The 22,351-nt window shown below is 57.2% G+C and carries 29 protein-coding genes; 10 read left to right on the top strand and 19 right to left on the bottom strand.

The genetic code is table 11. The features are described 5' to 3' along the window. Positions 1–179: 179 nt before the first annotated feature. Complete coding sequence (locus H6G13_RS28110; protein WP_190489103.1) at positions 180–1,286, top strand: site-specific integrase; 1,107 nt, start codon at positions 180–182, stop codon at positions 1,284–1,286. Here H6G13_RS28110 and H6G13_RS28105 read toward each other — a convergent pair. The 11 genes from H6G13_RS28105 to H6G13_RS28055 form a co-directional block, all read right to left on the bottom strand. Then, on the bottom strand, positions 1,283–1,636 hold the full coding sequence (locus H6G13_RS28105; RefSeq protein WP_190489101.1) for a hypothetical protein: 354 nt from the start codon (positions 1,634–1,636) through the stop codon (positions 1,283–1,285). The genes H6G13_RS28110 and H6G13_RS28105 overlap by 4 nt on opposite strands. Beyond that, entirely contained in the window at positions 1,633–1,938 is a 306-nt protein-coding gene (locus H6G13_RS28100; protein ID WP_190489099.1) for a hypothetical protein, read from the bottom strand. The genes H6G13_RS28105 and H6G13_RS28100 overlap by 4 nt, the downstream gene beginning before the upstream one ends. Then, positions 1,931–2,461 (bottom strand): hypothetical protein, encoded by a 531-nt coding sequence (locus H6G13_RS28095; RefSeq protein ID WP_190489096.1) that lies wholly within the window; start codon positions 2,459–2,461, stop codon positions 1,931–1,933. Before H6G13_RS28095 ends, H6G13_RS28100 begins: the two co-directional genes overlap by 8 nt. After that, complete coding sequence (locus H6G13_RS28090; RefSeq protein ID WP_190489094.1) at positions 2,454–2,756, bottom strand: hypothetical protein; 303 nt, start codon at positions 2,754–2,756, stop codon at positions 2,454–2,456. The genes H6G13_RS28095 and H6G13_RS28090 overlap by 8 nt, the downstream gene beginning before the upstream one ends. A 3-nt stretch (positions 2,757–2,759) precedes the next feature. Next, a complete protein-coding gene (locus H6G13_RS28085; protein WP_190489092.1) occupies positions 2,760–4,475 on the bottom strand; it encodes a hypothetical protein in 1,716 nt (571 codons plus the stop codon). 4 nt (positions 4,476–4,479) lie between these two features. After that, entirely contained in the window at positions 4,480–4,935 is a 456-nt protein-coding gene (locus H6G13_RS28080; RefSeq protein WP_190489090.1) for a hypothetical protein, read from the bottom strand. Then, a complete protein-coding gene (locus H6G13_RS28075; protein WP_190489088.1) occupies positions 4,935–5,168 on the bottom strand; it encodes a hypothetical protein in 234 nt (77 codons plus the stop codon). Before H6G13_RS28075 ends, H6G13_RS28080 begins: the two co-directional genes overlap by 1 nt. Next, on the bottom strand, positions 5,168–5,680 hold the full coding sequence (locus H6G13_RS28070) for a hypothetical protein (RefSeq protein WP_190489085.1): 513 nt from the start codon (positions 5,678–5,680) through the stop codon (positions 5,168–5,170). The genes H6G13_RS28075 and H6G13_RS28070 overlap by 1 nt, the downstream gene beginning before the upstream one ends. After that, complete coding sequence (locus tag H6G13_RS28065) at positions 5,677–6,066, bottom strand: hypothetical protein (protein ID WP_190489083.1); 390 nt, start codon at positions 6,064–6,066, stop codon at positions 5,677–5,679. Before H6G13_RS28065 ends, H6G13_RS28070 begins: the two co-directional genes overlap by 4 nt. After that, on the bottom strand, positions 6,063–9,296 hold the full coding sequence (locus H6G13_RS28060) for a plasmid replication protein, CyRepA1 family (protein ID WP_190489081.1): 3,234 nt from the start codon (positions 9,294–9,296) through the stop codon (positions 6,063–6,065). The genes H6G13_RS28065 and H6G13_RS28060 overlap by 4 nt, the downstream gene beginning before the upstream one ends. 339 nt (positions 9,297–9,635) lie before the next feature. Then, entirely contained in the window at positions 9,636–9,878 is a 243-nt protein-coding gene (locus H6G13_RS28055) for a hypothetical protein (protein WP_190489079.1), read from the bottom strand. Positions 9,879–10,045: 167 nt separating this feature from the next. Between H6G13_RS28055 and H6G13_RS28050 the strand changes: the two genes are divergently transcribed. Further along, a complete protein-coding gene (locus tag H6G13_RS28050) occupies positions 10,046–10,402 on the top strand; it encodes a hypothetical protein (protein ID WP_190489076.1) in 357 nt (118 codons plus the stop codon). On the opposite strand, the gene H6G13_RS28045 is transcribed toward H6G13_RS28050, so the two are convergent. Together H6G13_RS28045 and H6G13_RS28040 are read right to left on the bottom strand one after the other, a co-directional pair. Then, on the bottom strand, positions 10,352–11,008 hold the full coding sequence (locus H6G13_RS28045; protein ID WP_190489074.1) for a hypothetical protein: 657 nt from the start codon (positions 11,006–11,008) through the stop codon (positions 10,352–10,354). The two genes, H6G13_RS28050 and H6G13_RS28045, sit on opposite strands and share 51 nt — an antisense overlap. A gap of 108 nt (positions 11,009–11,116) precedes the next feature. Continuing rightward, positions 11,117–11,848, bottom strand: coding sequence for a class I SAM-dependent methyltransferase (locus H6G13_RS28040; protein WP_190489072.1), 732 nt, complete (start codon positions 11,846–11,848; stop codon positions 11,117–11,119). A gap of 113 nt (positions 11,849–11,961) precedes the next feature. Here H6G13_RS28040 and H6G13_RS28035 point away from each other — a divergent pair, with 113 nt between their 5' ends. Further along, complete coding sequence (locus tag H6G13_RS28035) at positions 11,962–12,696, top strand: hypothetical protein (protein ID WP_190489071.1); 735 nt, start codon at positions 11,962–11,964, stop codon at positions 12,694–12,696. A gap of 80 nt (positions 12,697–12,776) precedes the next feature. On the opposite strand, the gene H6G13_RS28030 is transcribed toward H6G13_RS28035, so the two are convergent. Both H6G13_RS28030 and H6G13_RS28025 read right to left on the bottom strand, forming a co-directional pair. After that, on the bottom strand, positions 12,777–13,241 hold the full coding sequence (locus H6G13_RS28030) for a hypothetical protein (RefSeq protein WP_190489070.1): 465 nt from the start codon (positions 13,239–13,241) through the stop codon (positions 12,777–12,779). After that, positions 13,238–13,537: a hypothetical protein gene (locus H6G13_RS28025; protein WP_190489069.1), complete on the bottom strand. Its 300-nt coding sequence runs from the start codon at positions 13,535–13,537 to the stop codon at positions 13,238–13,240. The genes H6G13_RS28030 and H6G13_RS28025 overlap by 4 nt, the downstream gene beginning before the upstream one ends. 219 nt (positions 13,538–13,756) lie before the next feature. On the opposite strand from H6G13_RS28025, the gene H6G13_RS28020 reads away from it, so the two are divergent. The 7 genes from H6G13_RS28020 (at position 13,757) to H6G13_RS27995 (ending at position 18,474) form a co-directional block, all read left to right on the top strand. Beyond that, complete coding sequence (locus tag H6G13_RS28020; protein WP_190489068.1) at positions 13,757–14,434, top strand: hypothetical protein; 678 nt, start codon at positions 13,757–13,759, stop codon at positions 14,432–14,434. A gap of 52 nt (positions 14,435–14,486) precedes the next feature. Then, the gene (locus tag H6G13_RS29320) at positions 14,487–14,618 is read left to right on the top strand and encodes a hypothetical protein (RefSeq protein WP_277882563.1); all 132 of its coding nucleotides are present in this window, start codon (positions 14,487–14,489) and stop codon (positions 14,616–14,618) included. A 74-nt stretch (positions 14,619–14,692) separates the two neighbouring features. Beyond that, positions 14,693–14,869 carry a hypothetical protein gene (locus H6G13_RS28015; protein ID WP_190489067.1) on the top strand — a complete coding sequence of 59 codons (177 nt, stop codon included), beginning with the start codon at positions 14,693–14,695 and terminating at the stop codon, positions 14,867–14,869. 74 nt (positions 14,870–14,943) lie between these two features. Beyond that, positions 14,944–15,258 (top strand): hypothetical protein, encoded by a 315-nt coding sequence (locus H6G13_RS28010; RefSeq protein ID WP_190489066.1) that lies wholly within the window; start codon positions 14,944–14,946, stop codon positions 15,256–15,258. Positions 15,259–15,313: 55 nt separating this feature from the next. Next, positions 15,314–15,820 carry a hypothetical protein gene (locus H6G13_RS28005; protein ID WP_190489065.1) on the top strand — a complete coding sequence of 169 codons (507 nt, stop codon included), beginning with the start codon at positions 15,314–15,316 and terminating at the stop codon, positions 15,818–15,820. A gap of 15 nt (positions 15,821–15,835) precedes the next feature. Further along, positions 15,836–16,714, top strand: a complete 879-nt coding sequence (locus H6G13_RS28000; protein WP_190489064.1) for a hypothetical protein — start codon at positions 15,836–15,838, stop codon at positions 16,712–16,714. Next, positions 16,711–18,474, top strand: a complete 1,764-nt coding sequence (locus tag H6G13_RS27995; RefSeq protein ID WP_190489063.1) for a hypothetical protein — start codon at positions 16,711–16,713, stop codon at positions 18,472–18,474. The genes H6G13_RS28000 and H6G13_RS27995 overlap by 4 nt, the downstream gene beginning before the upstream one ends. 235 nt (positions 18,475–18,709) lie before the next feature. Here the strand turns inward: H6G13_RS27995 and H6G13_RS27990 are convergent, their stop codons facing one another. The 4 genes from H6G13_RS27990 to H6G13_RS27975 form a co-directional block, all read right to left on the bottom strand. Further along, positions 18,710–19,480, bottom strand: coding sequence for an RNA polymerase sigma factor SigF (locus H6G13_RS27990; RefSeq protein WP_190489061.1), 771 nt, complete (start codon positions 19,478–19,480; stop codon positions 18,710–18,712). 115 nt (positions 19,481–19,595) lie between these two features. Continuing rightward, positions 19,596–20,681, bottom strand: a complete 1,086-nt coding sequence (locus tag H6G13_RS27985) for an EAL domain-containing protein (RefSeq protein WP_190489059.1) — start codon at positions 20,679–20,681, stop codon at positions 19,596–19,598. Beyond that, positions 20,678–21,262, bottom strand: a complete 585-nt coding sequence (locus H6G13_RS27980; RefSeq protein WP_190489057.1) for an FHA domain-containing protein — start codon at positions 21,260–21,262, stop codon at positions 20,678–20,680. Before H6G13_RS27980 ends, H6G13_RS27985 begins: the two co-directional genes overlap by 4 nt. Positions 21,263–21,322: 60 nt before the next feature. Next, positions 21,323–22,345 carry a contractile injection system protein, VgrG/Pvc8 family gene (locus H6G13_RS27975; RefSeq protein ID WP_190489055.1) on the bottom strand — a complete coding sequence of 341 codons (1,023 nt, stop codon included), beginning with the start codon at positions 22,343–22,345 and terminating at the stop codon, positions 21,323–21,325. Positions 22,346–22,351: the final 6 nt, after the last annotated feature.

The following is a 22,351-nucleotide window of genomic DNA, read 5'->3' as shown; positions in this document are numbered from 1 at the left end:
AAGGGCGAACGAAGGGACTCGAACCCTCGAATGGTGGAACCACAACCCCCTGTCAACACCTTGATTTCACGTTTAAGCAGTTTTGCGGCCCGAATAACGCTGATTTTCTGTTGTTTGCGTTTGCTTTATCAAACTTAAAAGCTATTATTTGGGCTGAATTTTAGGCAAGTTTTAGTCAAGTGGGCAAGCGTTCCGTTGAGGATTTGCTGGCAGAAGCCAACGCCTCTTTAAAGGCAGCCCGCTCTGGGGTGCAGATTGTTCAAGTGAAGGGAAGCAACCGGCTCTACCTAAGGGCCACGCTACCACCGAAGCCCAATAGCTCAAAGGATAAACCCTATCAGCAGAGGATTGCTTTGGGGGTCTTTCTCAACCCGGCTGGGGTGAAGCGATCTTTGGCCGATGCTCAGCGCCTGGCCTCTGACCTTCCTATGGGGCGATTCAGCTGGGCGGACTGGTCCGCCACTGAGCGCCGGTGCCAAACCTGCGCCGATTGGGTGGAGGCATTCGAGCAAAACTATTTCCAGCGCCGCGATCGCAACCCCCAGAGCGAGACGACCTGGGAAAAGGATTACCAGATCCCGTTTCGGCGGCTGCCAGCGGACAAAGACCTTTCTGCCGAGCTGCTGGTCAAGGTACTGCTGGAGACCACTAAGCCTGACACCAGGGCACGGCAGCGGGCCGCTATGGCCTATGGAGCACTGGCCAGACTGGCGCAGCTCGATGCCAACCTCACGGCCTACAGGGGCGCGTATAGCCCCAGCTCGGTGAACCCTCGTGACTTGCCTAGTGACCAAGAAATATTGGCCTACTACGACCAGATACCGTCGCGCCCGTGGCAGTGTGTTTATGCCCTCATGGCGACCTATGGTCTTAGGGATCATGAGGTGTTTTTTGTGGACCTGGAAGCGCTCAAGGAGCCCCCAGGTATTGCCCTGGTGCAGGATGGCAAAAACAGAAAGCCCCACAGCGTTTGGCCTTTGCCAGACGACTGGTGGGAGCGATTTCGGCTTTGGGATGTAGAGCTGCCCAGGCTGACAGCTAAGCGCAACAGCGACTATGGGATGCGCGTTTCGCAGTATTTCAACCGCAACCAGATGCCATTTGTCCCCTACGACCTGAGGCACTGCTGGGCGGCCAGGGCGGCAGTGATGGGCCTAGACCCCAGCATTGCCGCCAAGATGATGGATCACAGCCTGGTGGTTCACAACCGGATTTATCAGCAGTTTCTGAACAGGGACCACATGCAGCAGGCATGGGAGCGGGCCAGGCTGAACAGACCCATCTAAGCCTCTTTCTGAGCAGGTTCTGGCTGGGGGTAGGTGGGGCGCTTCTCTGGCTCCAGCTCGTAGACCTTGCGCAGGCGAGCAACCTTCACGGCGTAGTTAGGCTTCACGCCGTTGCTGGTGTTGATGTAGTCTCGCCCGTACTTGAAGAGCCCAGCCTTGATGTCGTCGCCAATTTTGCCCGCTGTGAAGGCGCTGCCCAGCATTAGGGCGGCTTCTGTAAGTTTCACCCACTGATGCTCTTGAGTCTGGCGCTGTAGATCTCTAGCCATCTCCAGGGCGGCCTCGGCCAGCTTCTGCTGAGCCGCAGCGGTTTCTAGCAGCAGGGCTATTGTCTGGGCTGTGTCCGTCATGCCAGGTCTACATCTCCGCCGTAATGCTCCCGCAGCTGCCTCTTGTAGCGCTGCGCCTCTTCCTCCATGACCTCACAGAGAGATTCGTAAAACTCCAGCTCGGTGAAGATGCCTTTCTCCAAGAGCAGCCGCACCACTGCGGAGTGCTCAACCATTGCAGAGTTCACGCCTACCCTCAGGTGCTTGGGTGCAACCTGGGAAGGGTCAAACTCCATCGTGAAGGCAACACCAGTCTGCATGGCATGAGCCAGGGCAAAATATCGCTGCTTCAGCTCTTCTAACCGAGTAGATTCGTTACTCATCGCCATCACCCCTTAGCCCTTCACGGTTCCAATCAGTTTGTAGACCTCTGAGTGCCCGAAACTCCTGCAGCATTTGGTCTGCCTGCTCTGCAGCCAAGCCCAAATCTTGTATGGCAAAGACCAACAGAAATGCCTCGACTTCGGTGTTGAACGCATTCATCAGCAAGTATTTAGCCCGCTCTCTAGCCGTGTCAGGGCGGATCGACTCATCCCCCAGGTCCATAGTGCAACTCGGAATTTGGCCTGCTTCGCGCTGCTGCCTAAATAGCTGCAGCAGTTGAGCGCCCTGGACTGGAGACGAGCCAGCAACCTCCACGGCCCACCGCATCAGAGCGCTGTCTAGCTCAGCAGCTGCCGCCGCTTCGAGTACTGCCAGGGCATGGTGGGTTGCCTCCTGGGGGGTGAGCTGCGCCTGCTGCTTGCCCCATTTGAGGTTGATCGCAGGTTGCAGTGTGCGAGATTTGACTAGTGACTCGACCCAAATTTGATCCGACTGCTGCTCTTTTCCAAAACCTTTAGCCATCAACGTTTGACTCCTCAAAAAAACGATTGCAGGCCCCGCAGTAGCTGTTGAGCACGTCGTTGGGGTTATAGCTGGTGCGGTGGCACTCCGGGCAAGTGAAAGTAGGGATTTCATGCTCCTGCTCTGGGCCGTCGGCACCGTTAAGCAGAAAGGTTTCCAGCTCCTGCTCTGACTCAAAGTGCTGGATACTCACCTCACAGCGCCCATATAGAGTGACGTTGAGCAGGTGAATAGCTGCGTCTACAACGCTTTTTAGGCGAGGGTTGTAGCTAATTTTGATGAGCTTTATGGGCATGACTCACACCTCCTCCAGCATTGCGGTGACAGCATCCTTGCCCAGCACCTTCACCAGCTTCTGCAGCCGCCACTTGCAGATGCTTTCAAGGCTGATTGAGGTCTTTTCGGTGTAGGGCTGTAGGCTCTTCCAGCCGATCCAGGTCTCGTTGAGCATGTCCCAGCAGCAGGCCTGAGTCTCGCTCATTTTGGTGATGACCATGGGGCTGTAGGGGCGATACTCGTCTACCACGATGTCTCCGATCTGCCAGCCCCCTCCAGAAGCCTCTACAACAGGCGAGGGCGTTTCCGCATCCGAGTGGGCGTTTTTCGCCTCTGGGGCGGCTGGCTGCGGCAGCTCTGCGGGGCTGGCTGGCAATTCGTTCAGCTCTGCTACCAGTAGGGTTTCGGGCTTGACGTTCGACTCTGTGCCGTCGGGCTGAAGGATGACCACGGGCAGGTAGTGGTTGTGGTCAAAGGCAATAACCTTGCCCAGCAGGGCGTAGCCTTTGGCGGAGACCACAGCATCGTTTAGGCAAAGGGGCCTACCGTCGGCGTCGTGGTAGGTGGGTTCCTCTAGCTCGGCTTTTTCCTCATCGGCGGGCTGATCGGGGTCTACTTTAGGCCTGGCCGCATTTCTCACCGCTTTACCCGTGACTCGGCCACCGGTGGCCACCTGTGCCTGCTGCAGCACCTCCATGCGCTCACTCTCTGGCACTTTGGCCAGCTCGCGCATCGCTCCCAGGCTCTGAGGCAGCTCGTTTTCCGCTGCGCCGGAAAGCACTAGGGACTGATAGACCTCACCGGCGATCGCATTGTCGTAGGCGTTGGACTTCTCCCAGCCCCAGCGCTCTTTGCAGTAGCTGATGAAATTGGGGTGGCCAGCCTCGCGCCATAGCTCCTCATTTTTCACGGCTGCCACGGCGGACCAGAGCCGAGAGCGACCCTCGTCAATCTGGGTCAAGCTAGCCTGAATTTCCTCTTCAAGCTGGGCCAAGCGAGCAGCTGGCTCGGCTTCCACAATCTCGGCTTCAACCGCTGCGATCTCACTTTCCGTTGCGTCAGAATCGGACTGCTCGGATGCTAGGAATTGCAGAGGAACTTCAACGGCTCGATCAAAACCGTCAAATCGCACCCAATAGCCGAAGTAACCGTGACGAGGCCTTACTGCCTCAACATAGCCTCGCTGCCTATCCGCTACGCCATTTAGGCCAGGGGGTGGTGAGGCTTGATCATGCTTGCTGTAGTCAGTTTGTACGCGATCTCCAGCGCAGAACTTTGGAACCACTACGGGCCGATCAGCTGGCTCTAGCTGATCCTCTGAGGCCCAGCCCTGAGTGCCGTTCTCCCAGCGCAGGAACGGTAGAAGCTTTGGTCCCGCGTTGGGCATTGGGCAGTAGTCTACTAGGACGCCGTAGCTAATGAGGGAAGGCAAGCTGCCAGTGCCCTCGGTGTTGAGGTCTTGCTTGAGCTGGTCGCCAAGCTGGAACTTCCGCTCTGGGGCCTCTGGTTCTGGCCGTGAGCTTTCAACCGTAGGCTCAGCAGGGATAGGCCGCTCAACCGTCTCTAACTGCTCAGTGCCGACGACACGGCGCTTTGAGTCCTTCGATACAACTGCGCTCTTTCCTACCATCTCGACTATCTCCAAAACTTCGTTTTTCAGGTCTCTGTTTGCGGGAAGGGGATGGGCAACCCTGACCAGTTGCCCTGGGGCGAATTGCTGTCGGGGTCGGGTTGCCATGTGCCTAACTCCAAAGGGTCGGCTGGATACGGGTTGGGTCTCTGCCTAGGTCTGCTGCGATGGGTGCGATCGCCGGTGGCCGGAGCAGGTTGAGTTGGCCTTGGCGCTCCAACTTTCTGGCCCTGTTGGCTAAGCGGAAGGGCCGGTCGTGCTCCAGGTGGCAGGGGGCACAGAGGGCCTTGAGGTTTGCATCAGAGCAATCGCTGGGCTCTTGGTTCAGGTGAGCCACGGTGAGCGTCCAGCGCTGCGGCTTCTCGCAGATGGTTGAGATAGCGGCCTGATTGACCCAATCCAAGTCAGGATGGGGCTCGCCCTCAATGCGGAGGATGAAGTCGTAGAGGGACTCACCGCTGATGCGGCAGGGGCGATCACAGTTCTCGCAGTGCCAACCCACAGACTCTTTTTTGGCCAGTGCGATCGCATCCCAATTCGGCGGATAAAGCTCACGCTGCATTGGCATTAGCTCTCTTCCACCTCTGCCGCTAAGTCCTCTGCATCAAGCTGCTTGATGCACTGACTAAGCCGATCAGCGCTGTCGTTGTGGGCCATCACCAGCACCCAGTGCCTTTTGCCGCTTATGTAGTCCTGGGAGAGTGACATGCGCCCAGCTCCCGACTCCTTCAGCAGCTGGGCCAACTGACCTATCGTGATGTCTGTGAGCTTTTGGTTTATCAGTAGTTTGTCGAGCGACATCAGGTCATCTCCGCAAATGAAAGTGATTTGAGTGAAACGGGGTAAAGCCCCACGCCAAAATCGACCAGCGCCAAGCCCGCTCTGTTGAGGCCGCAGTAGGTACCAACACGGCCCTCCCATGGGGTGAACCAAACAGGGATGGGTTTTTTCTTGTCCTCTGGGTTTGGCCTGGAGCGACCCTGAATTGGCTCGGTGATGCAGACGCGATCGCCGATTAGGAAGCGGATCTGATTACGGGACGGCTCTAGAACCGGGGGACTAACGGCAGCCACCGCTGCCGCAGTAGCTGCGATGCACTCGGGGGAGTCAGGGGCTTGGTAGTGCGCCCAGTAGATCGCCTGCAACTCCCTCGGAATTTGCCCCCAGTGGCGGCTGCACATCAGCAGGATTTCGCTGATCAGGCTGTCGCAGCCAGGAACCGCGCAGCAGTGGCAGAGTGGGATTTCAGGAGCAGGGGCTGGCTCAGATTCGGGCTCGGGGGTGAGGCTTAGTAGGCTGAGCTGCTCAATCACGCTTCCACCTCCTCAGCCACAATCACGCCGCTGAAGAAGTTGGCAAAGCTCTGAACTGAAGCGGCAAAGTCGATCTGCTCCTCTGGTAGAGCCACGATGGCACTGCTCTGGGACCGCGTCAGCACGATTTCGCTGCCTTTCAGGGTCAGCGCCAAGGCCAGGTCCTCGAAGATGTACCGGCGGCAGTTCAGCAGGTCGCCTAGCTCTGCCAGCTTGCAATCCTCCAGCCGGTGGCCAGCCCCTAGATCGCCTTCGTGCTTGTGCATCAGGTAGAGCGGGCCATTGCCTTTCGCCTGGCGAACCCGGCAGACGGTGAAGCAGGTGAAGGTGCTGCGGTCGAATGCGATCGCGCCGGGTTTGACCCAGGCGGGAAGCTGCGTCATCATGCGGCCTCCCCAGAGTAAATCTCTTTATTACCAGGGGTGTGCACCGCTCCCCCGGCGTCATGAGCTGAAACGTCTCGCAGATACCAGCCTTCAAGGACTTCAGCCCTTCCGTCCTGCGGCTGTCTAAACCTGTAAATGCGCTGCCTGGCTCCACGCGGACCCTCTTGGCAAACACACTCAAGCTTTATGCCTACCTTGCCCAAAAGAGCCTGGCAGATCTGTATTGGCGACATTTTCTCACTAGTGGTGATGCCCAAAATGGCCCTGATCTCCCAGCTGAATTTGCGGGCCGCCTCGGCGACCTCCAAGAGGAGGGGGTGTGCATCATCGTAGTGAGTGCGATCGCCCGCCTCAATCTCGGCCTCATCGGCCCTGGTGCCACCGTTAAAGCACTCCTGGGTGTTGAAAAGCTTTTTGATGCCCAGGTAGTCGAGGGCCTTCACCCGCAGGCTTAGTTGCGAGCGGTTGAGGGTGGGTAGCCAGGCAGCACCAGATTTCAGCTGGGTGTCAAAAGCTCCCCGATCGCGCTCTGCCAGAAAGCTATTGCCGAGGGTGAGGTAGTAGAAAAGCCTGAGCTGGGGATACCAACCGTCAGCATCTTTTGCCACCAGCTCGGGGGTCACCTCCTGCCCGTAGCGCTGCTGAATTTCGTATTTCCGCTGCTTATACCACTCGGATTTGGTTTTGGCCTTTTTGCCCTTCAGCTCCTCATACTCGCGCTCGGTGTGAATCTCCTCCTCAGCTGAAGTGGCTTCGCATTCCTTGGCGAACTGCTCCCGCTTAATTTTTTCCAGGTCAACGTTTAACCCCACAATGGGCCGCACCTGGTCGTCCTCCGTAACGGTGTGCCCCTCTTGCTGCAGGCCGTAGAGTACCGAGTCCCGATAGCGAACTGCTCCCGCATTGATGCGGCAGGCCATTGCTGCCCAAATTCGCAGCACCGAGCCAAAGGCCGAGATCATGTCATCTCCCAGGGCTGCGTAGCTGAGCACCTGGGCGCTGCGCTTAGCGAGCTTGTACTCTGCGGCCAGGATTGAGCGCACAGATGTGCCGCCGTTGCCAACTCGGCCTACCCCAAAAGGGCTGCACCAGATGTGCCTGGGCACCGGCTCTCGCACCCGGGCCAGTGACTGCCTGGCAGAGTTCTCAGGCAGCACACCCTGCATACAGCCCCAGACGCTGGTGAAGTGGCCTCTGATGTCGATGCTCACCCCGGTTTCGATGGTGGGAGAGGCTATCACCGCGTCATACCCCAGCAGTACCTCATTGAGGTTGGAGGTGCAGAGGTAGGCTGGGTGGCTGGGGTCGGCCACGCTTTGGCTATCAATGCGCAGCACCCGCAGCTCTGGGTATCGCTCATTGAGCAGCTTCTCCAGCGTGGTGGTGCTCCACTTGGATTTCGTTTTTTGCGACTGCGTAACTACGAAGGGCTTGCCCCCGTCGCCGATGTGCTCCAGCAGTGCTGCCATCCATTGGGCGGGCTTGCTCTGGCGGTAGAGCGTTACCTCCCAAGGCTCCTGCGGCTGGTAGCGGTTGGCCACCACAAAGGACTCAAACTTGAGCCGGTTGTTGAGCAGGGAATGAACAAAATCGAGGCTCAGATCTGACAGGTCGGCATCGGAGAGAACAATGCGGCCCCTGTCGCTGGCCAGCACGCCGTTGAGCAAGGTCTGCAGCTGCTTGAGCACTTCGACCCGGCGATTTTTGACCTCTGTGGTGGCGCTCAGCAGGTGCCAAACAACCTGCTCGCATTCGTCGATAATGACCAGCGCATTGCTCCAGTCCTCGGCATTGAACCGGGCTTGAGACTCGGGGTGCAAGCTATCGATGCACACGCCATAGCCCAGCAGCGAGCCCTCCTCGCTGCTGCGCAGCTCGGTCACGTAGGGCAGGTAGACGCGATCGCAAATGGCCTGACCCAGCTGCACTCGGTGAGTGATAAGCAGGGTGCGCTGGCCGCGAGCGCTGGCCTCTTCCACCAGCGACCGGAAGCTCTCGGTTTTGCCGGTGCCTTTGGGTGAGCTGATGGCAATAAGCTTCGCTGTGGGCGGGATGGGGATGTCTCCTAAATAGCGCTGGTTAAGCTCCAGATCGGTTTTGTAGGTCAGCCTGCTGTAGCGGATCACCGTCCAAAGCTCAAAGCTAGGAGCGCCATCGTAGAGCGCTGCAAAAGCTTCCCAGCCGTGCGCCACTATGAAATCGTCCACCCCCTTCTGGGGGCCAGGCAGCTCCAGCACCTTCACCTGGCATTTGGCCCTGCTGAACTGCACCTTGATTTTTTCGATTTCCAGGTCTAGCTCCAGCCGCTGCTCCTGGCGGGTTTCGTAGTCAAAGCAGACCGTGACCTCTCGGTTCTCCGTGGCAAAGTGTTTTAGCTCTGGGATGAGGTAGGGCTCCAGCAGCCGGTTGCCCTCTTTGTCACGGGTGCGCACGGCGTTGCGAATACCTGGAATTGCGATCGCGGGGATACCGAGAGAGAGCATGGCCCCAGCCTTCTTCTCCCCCTCGACAATAGCCACAGGTAAAACGAAGCGGTCTACCCACGGCCAGAAGCCTTCATCCTCAATGGGTTCTCGTGCCTGGCTCAGGATTTGATGAGCTTTTTTGAACTGACCTCTGGCGGCTGCGAACCAGGCATCCCCCTCAAAAATCTGTGCAGGTCTATCGTCATCACTTCCAGTAGCGGGCTCTTGTGAACTTTGTAGTTGCTGGCCCTTGGCTTTCGCCGCTTGTTGGAGCTTGTCATAAAGCCTTGACCGGAATGCACAGTACGCTGTTTCATAACTGTCTTTGATCCTCTCTGCTGTTAAAACTGAATCGGCGTAACTCACGCGCAGGAACGTAGCGCGGGTTGGTTCCCCGGCTGGGCTCTCGTATTTGACCGGGCGCTGTCGCTCTGAGTCAAAGTGAGGAGTGTCAGGCTTGAACCTGAACCAGCTCGACTGCTGCCAGTCGTTGAGCGGGTCAAGCCCAAAAAGACCCCATCCCCCCTGGCTAGGGCCTTCGTAGCGCTGCAAAATGCGCCTCATCCCAGCGGTGACATAGATTTTTGAGTGTGGCCCCAGCTTGCTAAGGGGCTTGTCAGCCAGCATCTCAATGACCGCCTGACCGGAGTATTCAGACAGATTAAGTGCCGCAATATGGGGAGATACTTGGCTGCCTGTAACCCATTCCTGCCAGTGCTTTGGGGCGATATGACTTGGGGCAGGTGGAGTGTCTATCGAAACCATCAGAACCTCAAAACAGCAAACAAAAAGGCGTCGGCCAAAGCCACGCCTGAACTCACTACCGAGCGATCGCACTGCAGCAGCGTGCTTAAGCAAGCTGACTGAGCGGGTGAAGTGCATGTAAAATCTGACTGTTCGGGAATTCCGTCCCGATTCCGAGTGTTGCTTCGTGTTAGATTCATTAAGATAGCCATCGTTGTGATGCTCGTCACTGCGACGCCTGCGTTTCGGTGCCCGTCACTGCGATATCCAAGTTGTTGCCCCCTTTGGGCTGCAATTTGTTGAAGTAAAAAATTCTCAAAAGCCCTCACAGTCCTACCTGTGGGGGCTCTTTATTAACCGCTAAGCCGCTCGCTGCTTTGGGGAGAGCAATTGCTCCTCCTCCTGCTCCTGAGATGCTTTTGCGGCCTCTTCTGCCAGCATTTCCTCCACCTTCTGTGCCTCCGGCTGTTTGGCTAGCCACTCTTCGATAGACGTGCTGATAACCCAAACCTGAGAGCGGCCAGTCAGTCGGCAGAACGTGGAGAGTCGCTTCTGCGTGGACCTGTAGACATTAATTCCAGCTAGGTGATCGCCTCGGGGCATTTTCTTCACTCCAATCTTGAATCCGCGATCCTGAGTGTACGATCTAACTCTTGCGATCGCAACAGTAAGTACCAAGATTCAGGAAAGTTAGGAGACGCTCACCCGAAAAACCCTAGGATCGGGGTTAAATCCTGAATCATGGATGTGTGACCTCAAATCTCAAACTTATGGATCCAACCAAGGCGTCTAGGGCTGGAATCGAAGCGTACTCAATGGTTTTGCTTCACTGTCGAGAGCAGTTGGGGTTAGAAAATTGGCAGGACTTTGTGGACCTTCTCAAGGAAAAAACCGGCTACTCTCCACCAAGATCCATGTTTCAGCGGTACCAGAGCACCAGTTTCGCCTCGCTCCCCAACTCTGGAATTGCCTTTGCCCTCGAAGCTATGGGCTCCTTCAAATTTCCCAACGGTGACCCGGTAACCATGTTCGCCCTTCAGGAAGTGATTATTGGCGTCAGAGCCGCGAACGGTGACCTAGTCGTGAGAAATGGATTCAAGACGGGTAACGGCAAGCCAAGCAAGTGACCCATCTGGCTTAGCTGAGACTCTGGCGGTGTAGCGCTGCCTCTCCCCGTCGCCAAACACCGCCTCATACACGCAGAACTGGTCCTGGCCAGTGCTTTGAGACCGTCTGACGGCGCTGATAATTTCGTCATGGGCCGTCTGGCCAATTACCTGAGCAATGGTTTTTCCCAAAAGCTCATTGGGGGCTACCTTGGACCTTTGCCCCTGCTGTGGGATGAAGCTGAGGTAAACCCCGCTGGGGCTGATGGTGATGATGCTGCGGAGCTGTCTGGCATCCTTCATCAGGAATCTGCACAGCTCCTTGAGGTCACCCTCCCCTGAGTCGTCCGTGAAAAGTTGCTCGCACCAGGCCCGTAGCCCCTCTGCCTCAACAGGCTGATTGTCATTGAGTTTCAGGGTGCGAAATTCTGCAACACGCTCTGCGATCGCTAGCACGTTGCCCATCTCATCAAAAAAGCCATCTGGCATTGGATCCGTGCGGATGCCCAGTTGCCATCCGTTGGCTGCTAGCTGTATTGAGCAATCGACGATAAAGGGGTATTCAGCCTTAAGGTTCGCAAGAATCCGCTCTTTGATCAGCGTGTGTTGCAGAGGCGTAGAAACCATGAAGTCCCGTTATGCAAACATTTGCCCTAACGGTTTTATTCTGAACCAGAAATCAGGGCTAGGGCGCTCAAATTGAGACTTTCGTAGGTAAAAGCCCTCGAAACTGCATCAGCCTCGGTACTGGTCAACCAAGAAGGTTGAAAGCTCTGCATCCTTGCGCTCTAGGGCCTCCGGGAACTTGACCCGGAGGAAGCTCTTATACAGCTCCACGAAATTTCCCTTACCCAGCAGCAGTTTGTTGGGCAGAAACGCAATCGGCTTGAGCTGTGGCTCTCCCCGGTCGAGGTAACGGATCACCTCGGTGATGATGCCAGGCCACTGGGGGTTGAGGATGTCATCGATTGCGATGATGCCGTGCTCTGCAATGACCTGCTCAGCCAGCAGCAGGTCGTGCTTAAAGACCGTAGCAGAGTGGCCACCGTCTATGGAAAAGAACCTGGCCTGTAGCCCGTTGGGCATTAGGTGGCGTGGGCTGATGTCGAGCGAGGAGGCCTGAACTATCAGCACATTGTGCTCTGGCAGCAGATTTCTGGCATGGTCCCTGAAAATGTCCTGGGTCAAGGAATGGATGCCCGTTGAGCCCACCTCGTCATAGCCCGGCAAGTCCTCATTGCGGGCCTGGTCCTCAAACAGGTCAACCGCGATGCAGATCTCTCCCTTTTCCGCTGCACCGGAAAACGCAAAAAAGTAGCGACCGTGGTAAGTCCCAATCTCCACCAGGTTCCCAGCGAACCGCATGTGCCTTTGAAACTCGCATAGCCTAAAGGTCATGATGGCTGTCGGCTTATGCAACCACCCCTCGATCCGGTCAAACTGCTCCAGGTACTCGGTTAGCATCATTTGCAGCCCTCAGGTTAGCCTTTGAGCATCAAATCATATCTGCCTCATAACATCCAACGGGAATCGGCTCAAGCTGCCGGGAATTCTGAGCTAAGCGTTTCTGTTCCTAGCTCATGAAAACCTTCACGACCCGCGCAGGCTGGGCCTTCACTGGCCTGTTCGGCCTCTGCGCTCTTGTCAGCGTTAGCCAGATCGGCATAGCCCTAGCAATGCTCACCATGGCCACCTCCGTCGCACCGCCTACCGGAAGGCTTTTAGGCAAATACTCCGTGCCCAAGCGCCTGCTCATTAGAAGCTTGATTTTCTGCTCCGCGCCCCTCGTCAGCCTCATTGCCACAGATCCTGCCGCTGTTGAGGTGGCTGCTGCCCCGCCCGTGCAGCAAGTGGCTGCAGCACCAGAGCCTGCACCGGCACTAGAGGCACCAGCCGGTATCGGCCTCTCCAGGGCTGGCTTTCAGAGCATATTTGAAAAGCCTGAAATTGGCTTTGTTTTTGAGCAAAGCTCTCCCGTTGGTGGCCAACCTAGGGTGCAGGGAACCTCTGAAAACAACCTAGTTCATGTTGAGTTAATCGGCCCTGATAACGAGCTAACGCAGGCAACCATGATTGCGGGTTTACCGAATGACGATGACTATGCTCTAGCCGAAAACTCTGTTCACCTCACGGGTTTTATGCATCTTGCCTCACCGGGATGGGACGGCGGCAAAGACTGGCTACGAAATGGCTTGGACACTCTTGCCTCAACTTCCGACACGGAAATTCAAACTGCTCATGACGGTAAAACCTACACCCTAAGCTTTTCCGAGGATCTGGGCTTTGTAATGCTGGTAGTCAAACCCGCAGGCTGAGACCAAGTTTTCAACAAAAAGCCCCCCGGCCTAAGGCCAGGGGGCTTTTGCGTTTGTTCCTGTCCACAGTTTGCCCTAGATCACACACTTAGCGCTTGGCTCTCCAGCGGCGCAACGGGCATCTCTACTGCCGCAGCGCAGCTAGGGCACAAGTCTATGCAGACCTTTTCCTGAGCCTCAGTCAGCCAGGTGCTCTCCAGCCGCACGTACTGCTCAGAGCAAATCTCTTCACAGCGATCGCAAAACGTATCTTCAATGTAGGCATCGGCCAGAGCAGTCTTGCGCAGCCCTTCTATTGCTGAGCGACCTGGGTGTTCCTTCATCCAGCGTAGGTACAGCTCTCCCCGAGTTGGCTCAAGATTCGTGCGCAGTCCCATTTCCTCAATGCACGGCTGGCAAATATCAGCTTTGAGGCGCGGTTGGCCTTTAGGCTTTGCGGGGCGGCTCTTTTTAGACTCGGTGACCAGGTGCCACCAGCCGGTGAGTGACATCGTTTCCTCAGTTGCCGGCACACGGCAGCGATCGCAAACACAAACTTGGGTCATGGCTCCAATTCTTCCTTAACGATTTTCTCAAAAGCCTCTTCGATGCTGATGTTCTCGCGGTTAGCGACTATGTGCAGCCGCTCCAGGTGGTTATGCCAGTTGCGGTTGAGATAAGTGATCACGGCAGTTTGCAGCACTGACGCAATTGACTTGTGGATGAGCTTGGAGACCACCATCAGCTTGGCCCAGTCCAGGTCACTCAGCTCACCAATGGAAGGCCTTGATTGAGCTTTGGAGGGCCTTGGGAGCGTGACTTTGCTCCAATCGCAATCCTTCATTGGCTGTTCATCTGGCATGGCTGCTCACTAATCACTAGCCCAATCCTACGCAATCAAGCACCCATGCAGTACCCGTAAGTTATAGGATTGTGACTAATTCGGCATGAGTGCTCCACCCATGCCCTACCCATGCGGTATATTGAGAATGTGCGAACCTGGTTTGCGAACTGACAAAACTCTTCACGCGAACCGCTCATGAACCGCGCCAAAAACTTTGCCAAAACAAGGAAAAAACAGATGCTGATTGACGAAGGAACCGAGCAACAAACCGAGAAGTCCAGCAATATCGAACCGAATGAGAACCAAGAGCAAACCACCCCCGAACCTGCTGCGAACCAGGTCGAACCGATTAACTACTGGAGCGAGATTGGGAGCCTATTTTCGACTCACGACAAAGCAGACGGGGCATTTTCGGCCCGCGAGCTGGCCCGTGAGTTTGGCGTTAGCGATACAGCCGTAAGGAAAGCTTATAAAGCTCTGATTCAGGTCGTCTCAAGCGACCTGTTGAAGGCGGATGACAAGTTTACTGAGCTAGGGAAGTCGCTTATGCAGGCGTATTTTCAGAGGGCAGACCAGCTAACCGGGGCCGCTTGGATTCACGGTCTCGCAGAGGTTGTGGGAGCACTGCCTGAGGCTGTTACCACCATTCCTAAAGAGTCCGTTGCCGAAAACTGGAAAACTCGCAAGGAGGAGCTTGAGAAGGAGCGAGGGGCAATCGTTCTCAGCGCCAAAAACAAGCTCGACGCCCTCGTAGCTGAGATAGATGCCGATGATTTGGGCGAGGTGGAGGCCGGAGAGGCCGAGTTGGAACTAATCAGGGAACGGGCCTACGAGAAGGAGATGGCCCGTCAGCTCGCCGAGATTGAGGGCAGGTTGCAGGCCCGCAAGGATATCCGCAAACGTCTGCAGCAGTAGCGCTCTGGCCGTTGAGTGCGATCGTAAATTCTCAAAATCAAAGCGATGACCTATGACCCAAAAAGCTGACCGACCGACGATCGAAGCTCTGGCCGCTCGCATCCAGTCCGCCAGCCCAGAGCTGACCGCTAGACAAGCCCGCCGCCGTGCTGTCTGGCTCCTGCAACAGCAGATCACAGAATAACCCCCGAAACCAGTTTCCACGCCACTTTCGGGGGCCTTCATCCCACGCAAACCACGTAAGGACTTAACCCAATTATGAATAGCAACTTCGACCAATCGTTTCAAGAAGCAGCCTTCGAGACAGCCAAAAACTACATCGGGCAGCTGGCCGACCGGCCAGACCTGCTTAAGAAACTGGCAACGGAAATCGCTGAGGTTGCCCCGCCTGGAAGTCTCCCCCAACGGCTGCAGCCGAAAAAAATGACTAGATAACCCCCGAAACCAGTTTCCACGCCACTTTCGGGGGCCTTCATCCCACGCAAACTACGTAAGGACTTAACCCAATTATGGCTAACTGCCTGACCTATTACCTCGATCTGCCTTCGGTGCAGGCCCTACAGCAGCGTTACGGCAGCACCCTGCAGCACCTCACCGTAGAGACTCGCCTGCACCTGATGGCCGCCCTAGCGTATGCCGCATCAGCTGTCCAGCAGGACGGCATCTCAGAGCGCCTAGACATTGCCCTGCTAGACGCTTACCCCACCGCCGACAGCGAACTGCTGACTCTGGTGCAGCAGCTTGACGAAGAACTCACGAGTTGGGGGGAAGCAGTCACCTTGGTCAATGCGATCGCAGAAAGCCTCTGCTACGCAAGCGTCTAGCTTCCTCGCCCCTACTGCTGTCGGTAGGGGCCTTTGCCGTGATTCAGGGACAGCCATGAATTTCATTCCAACCGATAAACACAAAGCCGTTAGCCGGTGGGGCCTGCCAGTCCTCGCTGGGTTTTCTGCGTGTATGGGCCTGCTGGGAACTCAGAACACGCTGGCAGTCTGGGACAACATGAGCGAGCGCGAGACAATGACGCGGGTTTCAGTGCAGCGCTCTCAGCTGCGAGCTCAGGAAAAAACCGAGGCCGAGCTAGCCCAGATTCAGCAGCGAGCGCAACTCTCAGACGCCTACCAGCGGGCCAACGTGCTCGACCACACCTGCGGGGTCAGGCTCAACCGATTTCGCTACAACCCCGGCACCGTCGATCAAGACCTCATCAACTGGGGCCTCAACCCCACTGCACCGATTTTCAACCCCGCGCTGGGGCGCTGGTATCCCCTCTATGCGGAATCCGGCCACTTGGTCGCAGCCGTTAAGGATGGCGCGGTCATCACCATCGACACCGAGCCCGCCATGAGCGCCGGAAAGATGTGCACGTTTGGCCAACTCAAGTAACTGGAGACTCAACCGATGAAATCAGCTAATCCTCCCGCAGACACCACCACACCTGCAGACACCGCTACCAGGGACAACAACTGGAAGCCTAAAGCCTCTAGTAAAACGCCCCTGCTGGCTCAGCTGGGCCGCCCCATCGTTTGGATTGCTCGCGGCCTGGCCTGGCTGACAGAACCCGAGGAAGCCAAGGGCAGAGGCAAGATTGAAATCACCGGCAAGGTGCTGCTGTTCAGTGCCGGCATGGTCTATGCCTACGGCCTCACCACCGAGAGTCTGCTCGTGCTGCTCAACGCCGGCACCAGCGAGATTTACGGCTCTGGCCGGGTCGCCGAAGACGTCAGATTCGTTCCGAAGCTAGGCGTCTCTGATGGGGCTCAGCTGGGCCGAGTGCTGCCCAGTCCCCTGAAGCTGGTCCGCCTAAGCTCCAACTTCGCTTTCGGCTGGGTGCCGGGCTACCGAGCTTTCGGCAACACCAGCTTCGACAATTACCTCGTCTGGGCTGACCCCAACTTCTACATCGCGCTAGTGGGAGCTGCGGTCAGCGGCATCCTTCAGGCCAAAGCAATCCGCTCGGTCAGCATCAAAGTTCGTAAAGCCAGGCTTGACCGGGTTCGCAAATATCGGGTAGATGACCTCAGCCCCAGAGCTCTAGCGATCGCAAAGATCCGAAACGCTGAATTTCAGTACGCCGAGGTAGACAACTACATCTTCGATGGCCTGGTGATTGTGACCAGCTACGTTTTTGAAATCGGCTGCTTCCTGGTCACTTTTGAGCACAGCGGCAGCACCGTTGTGTTCCTGCTGCTCAACGGGGTGATCGAGGTGTTCGGCTTCGAGAGCTGTTACAAATTGACCGGGCTGACCGACCTGGAAGATGAGGAGGTGCAGGCATGAGCACCGAGATTCAGCAGCAAGTTTCAAACGCTCAGATCGTCCTCAAGCGCCGTCTGACATCACTGGTGGAAGACGCCCAGGCCGAGCGCGCCGCCGGGAATCTGAGCAAGACCTTGGGGCTGACCAGCCTAGCGCTAGGGGGCCTGGCTGCCATCACGACTGGCGGGCTGGCCACCATCCCGATCGGCATCGGTGTAGTGACCTACATAGCTGGGGTGATGGGCCAGGCCAAGAAGACTGGCCGGGTGATGCTCATCCCCTTCAGCGATACCGGTACCGCCGAGATGCTAGGGGCTGCTTCTGGTGCTCAGATGGAGTTGCCAGAGCTCGAAGACTACAGCTACATGAGCGCCGCCCAAAAGGCTGAGTACGCCTTGATCCTCACCTGCGGCAACAGGCTGGCCCATGCCCTAGCTCAGCTCCCCAGTGACGAGCACCGCTACTTTGCCTACAGCGTGGCAAAGCGCCGGTTCCATGAGCTGTACGGGCAACACATCAAGCACACCCCCGAGCTGCTGATGGCCGTTGATGCTGCCGAAGTGGCTGAGTACGTCCTAGCCAGTGAGGATGATTTCAAGCGGCTACGGGCAGGGGCACAGCAGCAAGCAGCCCTGCCGGCAGACTCTACGCCTGAACCCGAGCCGCAGCCGACCGGGGGCAACATTGGGCCGACTACCCGGCTAGGTGCGATCGCAGTCCCAGCTGAGTCGGTTCAGCCCTGTGACGACAGTTCAGCCGTCAGAACTGCCATTCCTCGCGGAGTGCTGTCGCTGCGCCCAGAGACGCACCTGAAGCTGCTGGCACCGTCTAGGGGCGGCAAGACCAACACGCTGCTGCACCTGCTGAAAGACGCTCAGCATGTCACCTACCTGACCTTGAAGGACAGCGATCGCGTGCCCCACCACTGGAAGGGCTACCGGTTGCGGGCATTCAACATCCATGCCGATGTCGCTGCTGTCCTGGCAGAGGTGCAGCCGATGATTGCCGCCATTCTCGATGGCCGGTGCAAGGAGACTCACTGGCTGGTGCTAGACGAGGCCCTGGCCGTCACTGACCTGCTAGAGTCACAGGCCGAAACCGACGAAGACAAGAAAGTGACCAAACAGTTCAGCAGCCTGATTAAGCTCCTGCTGGCGACCGGAGCCGCCCAAGGGGCAATGCTGGCCCTGATGTCGCAGACCCAAAACGGCAGCGATATCAAGGGCATCTCTGCCGCCAGTTTGCAAAACCTTTGGTCTGTCATCTGCGGATCGGAGCGGTGCGCCGATGGCTTCTCCCACATGCCGGCATGGTACTCGAAGCACGTCGATTCTCTGACCGGGCCGCAGGTGGCAGAATTGAAGAAACTTGATAGCGGTTTCTATCAGCTGGCAGCCGTCAAAGGTGAGCCGTTGCTGTGCTCATTCCCTCAGTTCGACGGAGATGTAAAACCCTGCCTTGTACCCGGTCGTATGGCCTACCCGAGCCCCTCTCAAGATGCTGAACCCACCTATGGAGCCGCACCCCAAACTGACCAGCAGCGGCTAGAGAATGCCTTCCAACAGCAGACATCTGAATCGGTAGAAGCCAAGGTAGTCGCTTACCTAGAACGACAAGACGGATTTGTCCCTGGGCACCAAATCAAGAGTGCGATCACAGACCTAAAAAAACTCTCTGCTGAGGAGGCTAAAGCGGTCTTGAACCGAATGGCTGAAGAGGGAATGATTCTGAGCAGATTTGAGAATGGTGCCCCCCTCTATGCCGTAAGTGGCACAGCCTAGGCAAAATGCTCAGGATACTCAGGATGGAATCCGAAAACCCCTCAGGACGGCTCAGGATTATCGACAGGATGGGCATCCTGAGCCGTCCTGAGAGTCCTATCCTGAAAATCCTGAGCGAAACGTCCTGAGCATCCTGAATTGGCTTAAGCGGCATCCTGAGCCGACTGGCACACATGGTTCTTAGTAGGAGAAACCCATACAAACCGCACCACGCCGCCTCTCCTGGGCGGTTTTTTCATGCCTTAGCAGCGCCCAGGCATGAAGCCATTTGCTGCAGGCCTTCCTGAAGTCTGCGGCTGACCGTCATAGGGCTAACACCAATTTTTTTAGCTACCTCTTTTCGAGATAGACCGTTGTAAAACACAAACTCAATCACAGTGCGCGTGCCCTCTTCCAAGCCCTGCATAGCTCGCTGCAGTTGCGCCCGATCTTCCTCAAGTTTTTGCATTACTTGGTAGTTCGCATCCGGGAGAGTTTCTCCCAGCGTAATCGCAGAATCATCCTGTCCGCCTACCCTGGCATCAAGGCTTAGGAGGTGACGATTTTTGTTCGAGAACTTAGCCTCCTGCCACTCGCTCACCGGCACACCCAGCGCCTGGGCCAGCTCAGTCTCATCAGCCGTGCGCCCCAGCACCCGCTGCAGCTGCGGCTGCAGTTTCTGCGCCTCCTTCTGCAAGTCCTGCCAGCGGCGGGGGATTTTGACGGTGCCGCTGCGATCGCGCAGGTAGTGCAGCATGTCCCCCCGAATGTAGGGCACCGCAAACGAGCTGAAAGCGCAGCCCTGAGTCGGATCGAAGCGCTCGATGGCCCGGATCAGGCCCAGGTAACCAATCTGCTCCAGGTCTTCATAGGGCTCATTGCACTGCTGTAGGATGCGGTGTGCAACTTTTCGCACTAGGCCTGCATTGAGCCGTACCAATTTATTTCGGCCTTCGGTTGAAGGGTTTTGCTTGTAAGCAATCAAAGCTTCGAGGCAGTTCGTAGCGGCGGGAGTAGACGGGCGCATACTGAGGCGGGGGCGAGGTGGCTAAACCTATCATCGGTAGCGCTTTAGACCGTGCCATTGAGACAACTACTGAATTTCTAAGTCAGCCCGCCAGAGCCATGCGTAGATTTGCTGCCTACTGCTTCGCCGCCGCAGGTCTGCCCAGCCAGAATCCTTGCCCGAAATCGCAGCCGTAAGTCTTAAGCCACTGCAGCTCCGCCTCGGTTTCAATACCTTCAGCGACGACTTTTAGGCCCAACTCGTGAGCCATGACAATAACTGTGCCCACCACCGTTTGCAGGCCCGGATCGTGGTCCACCCCTTTGATCAGGTGCTTGTCGATTTTGAGTGCCTGCACTGGATAGCGGGTGACTGCTCCCAGATTGGAATAGCCCGCACCAAAATCGTCGATGGCCAACAGGTGGCGCTTGCTCAACCGCCTCAACTTATCGACCAGAGACTCAATGTCGAGACTTTGAGTCTCCACAATCTCTAGCCACAGCCTGTCTGCGGGGGCACCGTAGCGCGCGATTGCAAACTCGACCATCTCCTCAAAGGCCACCAGCTCCAGTGTTGAGGGCTCAATATTGACAGCCACAGCCCAGGTTTCGCCAGTATCAGACCAAGCCCGCAGCTGCTTTGCGGCCAGCCCCAAGACGATACGGCAGATCCAGGTCTCCAGCCCCAGGTGCCTGGCAAAGGGCAAAAAGTAATTTGGGTAGCGCAGGCCGTTAGGGTGTTGCCACCGCACCAGCGCCTCCTGAGCCAAAATCCTGCCGGTAGCCAGGTGGACAATGGGTTGATACCACAGGACGAACTGCCGCAAGCGGATTGCCTCCAACAGCTCATCCTTAAGCACTTCCAAGGCCGACACCTCCTGATGCCGGGTGATGCTGTGGGCAAACACAAGCGAGTAGCTATGGTCGAAGCACCCCACCACCAGATGCATCCAAAAACTTTGTCCGTCTGGGCGGCAGCAGTGGCCGTCCAGCTCATAGCTCTCCACGCTGCCCGCCATCAGCGCCTGATGCTGCTTGTGGGCCGCTGCCTGCTCCCCTAGGAGGGCCAGTTCGCTCAAACATACCTGCCCTTCAATTTCGCTTCTGGAGTGCCCCAGCAGCGCCGCAAAGGGCTCATTGCACAGCCAGATCACCCCCCTGCTATTGACGGCAGCAGCGGCAGTAGGGCACAGCGCGATCGCGGCAGCCAGAGTTGAAATCATTTGTGGATTACGACTACGACCATAGCCGTCAGGAAAGCCAGTAACACGAGGAGTCGGTACATTGCTCCCGACAGAGAGATGGGCGACTGCAGCCAGTCGAGAGCATCCGCAGCCAACGCCCACGGCATCTTGCTTTTGTCTCCGGCACCCTGTTGAACAGTTGGCTCTGGCTTTGGACCAACAGCCGGAGTTAGGGCCGGCTTCAAATTGCAGGTTGGCGTCTCGTCTTCAGCGATGGTATGCAGGGTTTCATCATCATCAAAAGAGATGCGAACGCGAGCTGCAATGGTGCCAAAGTCGATTGTGTCCCCTTCCATCAGGTTTCGCCATTGAGAAGGGGCGATCCGCTCGCCATTAACGAACGTGCCGTTGAGGCTGCCACAATCCAAAAGCTGCCAAGCCCTTACCTCTTCAAAGTAGCGAATTAGGGCATGAGCTTTGGAGACGGTTGGTTTGTGGAAGGTGATTTGGCTCTCAGGAGACCGGCCCACAGTCCAGGGGGACTTACCTTCTGGAGCCTGATCCGTATCGAGAATGCGCGGGCGGGTCGAAGCGACGAAATAACAGGCAAGTCTGGCCATTGGTGCTGAGGGTGGATGGAGCGATGGCACACTTGCCACACCTTTAAAGTTCCCTGAGGCTCAGCCCTCGACTTTCCGCGCCTCCACGCTGCACCGATAGCCTCGGCCCTTATCGAGCTGGTGCCGCACCCGGCTGAGCAGATACTTGCCGTCGAGCCGTTTGAAACCCTCCAAGGTGAAGCAGCTGCCCGCCGCAAAGAGCACATTGCCCTCAGCCTCAAAGTCCAGCTCCACCCGCGCACTGTTGGCCCGCTTGAGGGCAGCCACCGCTTTTAATCGAGCCTGGGCCCGGCTCTCCACCCGTTCGCGGATACGCAGGATCGACTCACTCGCGATCGCACCCTCCTGCCCATCCTTGGGCTTGGGCACCTCGGCTCCGTTGAGGTCAATCGTGACCTCGATGAACTCGCCGCTCTCAGCGTTCTGGTAGCTCACGGTGGCCGCCTTGTAGGTGCCCGACGCGCTCCGTCTGAGCCGGTAGTTGGCCATCTCAGTGCGCTTGACGGTGAGCACCGGCGCTGCCGCCTCCAGGTCGCTCTCTTGAAAAAATACCAGGCGCGTGGTGCCCTCAATTTTGAACAGCAGGCCGTATTCAGCCGCCGTCTCGCGCAAAAACTCGAGATCGGTCTGCTCCGACTGTGACAGGCGCTTGAACCTGATGTTAGGAATCTCGCCAACCAGCTCCAGGCCGTGCTTTTCAGCAATTCGGCTTGCGATCGCACGCAGGGTCGTGTTCTCGTAAGCCTGACTGCGGCGCTCCCTCAAACTGGAGGTCAGCGGCACCGCCTGCGCCTGCAACTTGAACCCGTCAGGCATACCCGACCACTCTGGCTCATCCACCTCAAACTGCACCGGCCCTAGACGCGCCTCACCCTCATAGCCCAGCTCCAAGGCCACGCGATCACCCTCGGCGGGCAACCACGTATCGAGCCACCGCAGGTCAGAGTTGAGCAGCGCAATGGCCAGGTCATCGGCCTCCCCCTCCAGGTTGTCCGTGTAGGCAATCTGGAGGGTCAGCGGGTTGATCTCGTTGGTGATGTCGGTGCCCAGGTAAGTGAGCTTAAAGACGGCGGCGCGGGGCATAGCAGG

It is taken from the genome of Pseudanabaena sp. FACHB-2040 (assembly GCF_014696715.1).
Taxonomy (GTDB): Bacteria; Cyanobacteriota; Cyanobacteriia; order Phormidesmidales; family Phormidesmidaceae; genus JACVSF01.
The sequence above is the reverse complement of the archived record's forward strand: the minus strand, read 5'-3'. Positions and strand labels throughout refer to the sequence as shown.

What these genes read in the sequence shown, in the direction of transcription:
- H6G13_RS28015 (WP_190489067.1), top strand. Translation starts at nt 14,693, where the DNA reads ATGAATAGCAACTTCGACCAATCGTTTCAAGAAGCAGCCTTCGAGACA.
- H6G13_RS27975 (WP_190489055.1), bottom strand. Translation starts at nt 22,345, where the DNA reads ATGCCCCGCGCCGCCGTCTTTAAGCTCACTTACCTGGGCACCGACATC.
- H6G13_RS28005 (WP_190489065.1), top strand. Translation starts at nt 15,314, where the DNA reads ATGAATTTCATTCCAACCGATAAACACAAAGCCGTTAGCCGGTGGGGC.
- H6G13_RS28085 (WP_190489092.1), bottom strand. Translation starts at nt 4,475, where the DNA reads ATGGCAACCCGACCCCGACAGCAATTCGCCCCAGGGCAACTGGTCAGG.
- H6G13_RS28075 (WP_190489088.1), bottom strand. Translation starts at nt 5,168, where the DNA reads ATGTCGCTCGACAAACTACTGATAAACCAAAAGCTCACAGACATCACG.
- H6G13_RS27995 (WP_190489063.1), top strand. Translation starts at nt 16,711, where the DNA reads ATGAGCACCGAGATTCAGCAGCAAGTTTCAAACGCTCAGATCGTCCTC.
- H6G13_RS28030 (WP_190489070.1), bottom strand. Translation starts at nt 13,241, where the DNA reads ATGACCCAAGTTTGTGTTTGCGATCGCTGCCGTGTGCCGGCAACTGAG.
- H6G13_RS28010 (WP_190489066.1), top strand. Translation starts at nt 14,944, where the DNA reads ATGGCTAACTGCCTGACCTATTACCTCGATCTGCCTTCGGTGCAGGCC.
- H6G13_RS28040 (WP_190489072.1), bottom strand. Translation starts at nt 11,848, where the DNA reads ATGATGCTAACCGAGTACCTGGAGCAGTTTGACCGGATCGAGGGGTGG.
- H6G13_RS28060 (WP_190489081.1), bottom strand. Translation starts at nt 9,296, where the DNA reads ATGGTTTCGATAGACACTCCACCTGCCCCAAGTCATATCGCCCCAAAG.
- H6G13_RS28050 (WP_190489076.1), top strand. Translation starts at nt 10,046, where the DNA reads ATGGATCCAACCAAGGCGTCTAGGGCTGGAATCGAAGCGTACTCAATG.
- H6G13_RS29320 (WP_277882563.1), top strand. Translation starts at nt 14,487, where the DNA reads ATGACCCAAAAAGCTGACCGACCGACGATCGAAGCTCTGGCCGCTCGC.
- H6G13_RS27980 (WP_190489057.1), bottom strand. Translation starts at nt 21,262, where the DNA reads ATGGCCAGACTTGCCTGTTATTTCGTCGCTTCGACCCGCCCGCGCATT.
- H6G13_RS28065 (WP_190489083.1), bottom strand. Translation starts at nt 6,066, where the DNA reads ATGATGACGCAGCTTCCCGCCTGGGTCAAACCCGGCGCGATCGCATTC.
- H6G13_RS28055 (WP_190489079.1), bottom strand. Translation starts at nt 9,878, where the DNA reads ATGCCCCGAGGCGATCACCTAGCTGGAATTAATGTCTACAGGTCCACG.
- H6G13_RS28095 (WP_190489096.1), bottom strand. Translation starts at nt 2,461, where the DNA reads ATGGCTAAAGGTTTTGGAAAAGAGCAGCAGTCGGATCAAATTTGGGTC.
- H6G13_RS28105 (WP_190489101.1), bottom strand. Translation starts at nt 1,636, where the DNA reads ATGACGGACACAGCCCAGACAATAGCCCTGCTGCTAGAAACCGCTGCG.
- H6G13_RS28000 (WP_190489064.1), top strand. Translation starts at nt 15,836, where the DNA reads ATGAAATCAGCTAATCCTCCCGCAGACACCACCACACCTGCAGACACC.
- H6G13_RS28035 (WP_190489071.1), top strand. Translation starts at nt 11,962, where the DNA reads ATGAAAACCTTCACGACCCGCGCAGGCTGGGCCTTCACTGGCCTGTTC.
- H6G13_RS27985 (WP_190489059.1), bottom strand. Translation starts at nt 20,681, where the DNA reads ATGATTTCAACTCTGGCTGCCGCGATCGCGCTGTGCCCTACTGCCGCT.
- H6G13_RS28045 (WP_190489074.1), bottom strand. Translation starts at nt 11,008, where the DNA reads ATGGTTTCTACGCCTCTGCAACACACGCTGATCAAAGAGCGGATTCTT.
- H6G13_RS28090 (WP_190489094.1), bottom strand. Translation starts at nt 2,756, where the DNA reads ATGCCCATAAAGCTCATCAAAATTAGCTACAACCCTCGCCTAAAAAGC.
- H6G13_RS28080 (WP_190489090.1), bottom strand. Translation starts at nt 4,935, where the DNA reads ATGCCAATGCAGCGTGAGCTTTATCCGCCGAATTGGGATGCGATCGCA.
- H6G13_RS28025 (WP_190489069.1), bottom strand. Translation starts at nt 13,537, where the DNA reads ATGCCAGATGAACAGCCAATGAAGGATTGCGATTGGAGCAAAGTCACG.
- H6G13_RS28100 (WP_190489099.1), bottom strand. Translation starts at nt 1,938, where the DNA reads ATGAGTAACGAATCTACTCGGTTAGAAGAGCTGAAGCAGCGATATTTT.
- H6G13_RS28020 (WP_190489068.1), top strand. Translation starts at nt 13,757, where the DNA reads ATGCTGATTGACGAAGGAACCGAGCAACAAACCGAGAAGTCCAGCAAT.
- H6G13_RS27990 (WP_190489061.1), bottom strand. Translation starts at nt 19,480, where the DNA reads ATGCGCCCGTCTACTCCCGCCGCTACGAACTGCCTCGAAGCTTTGATT.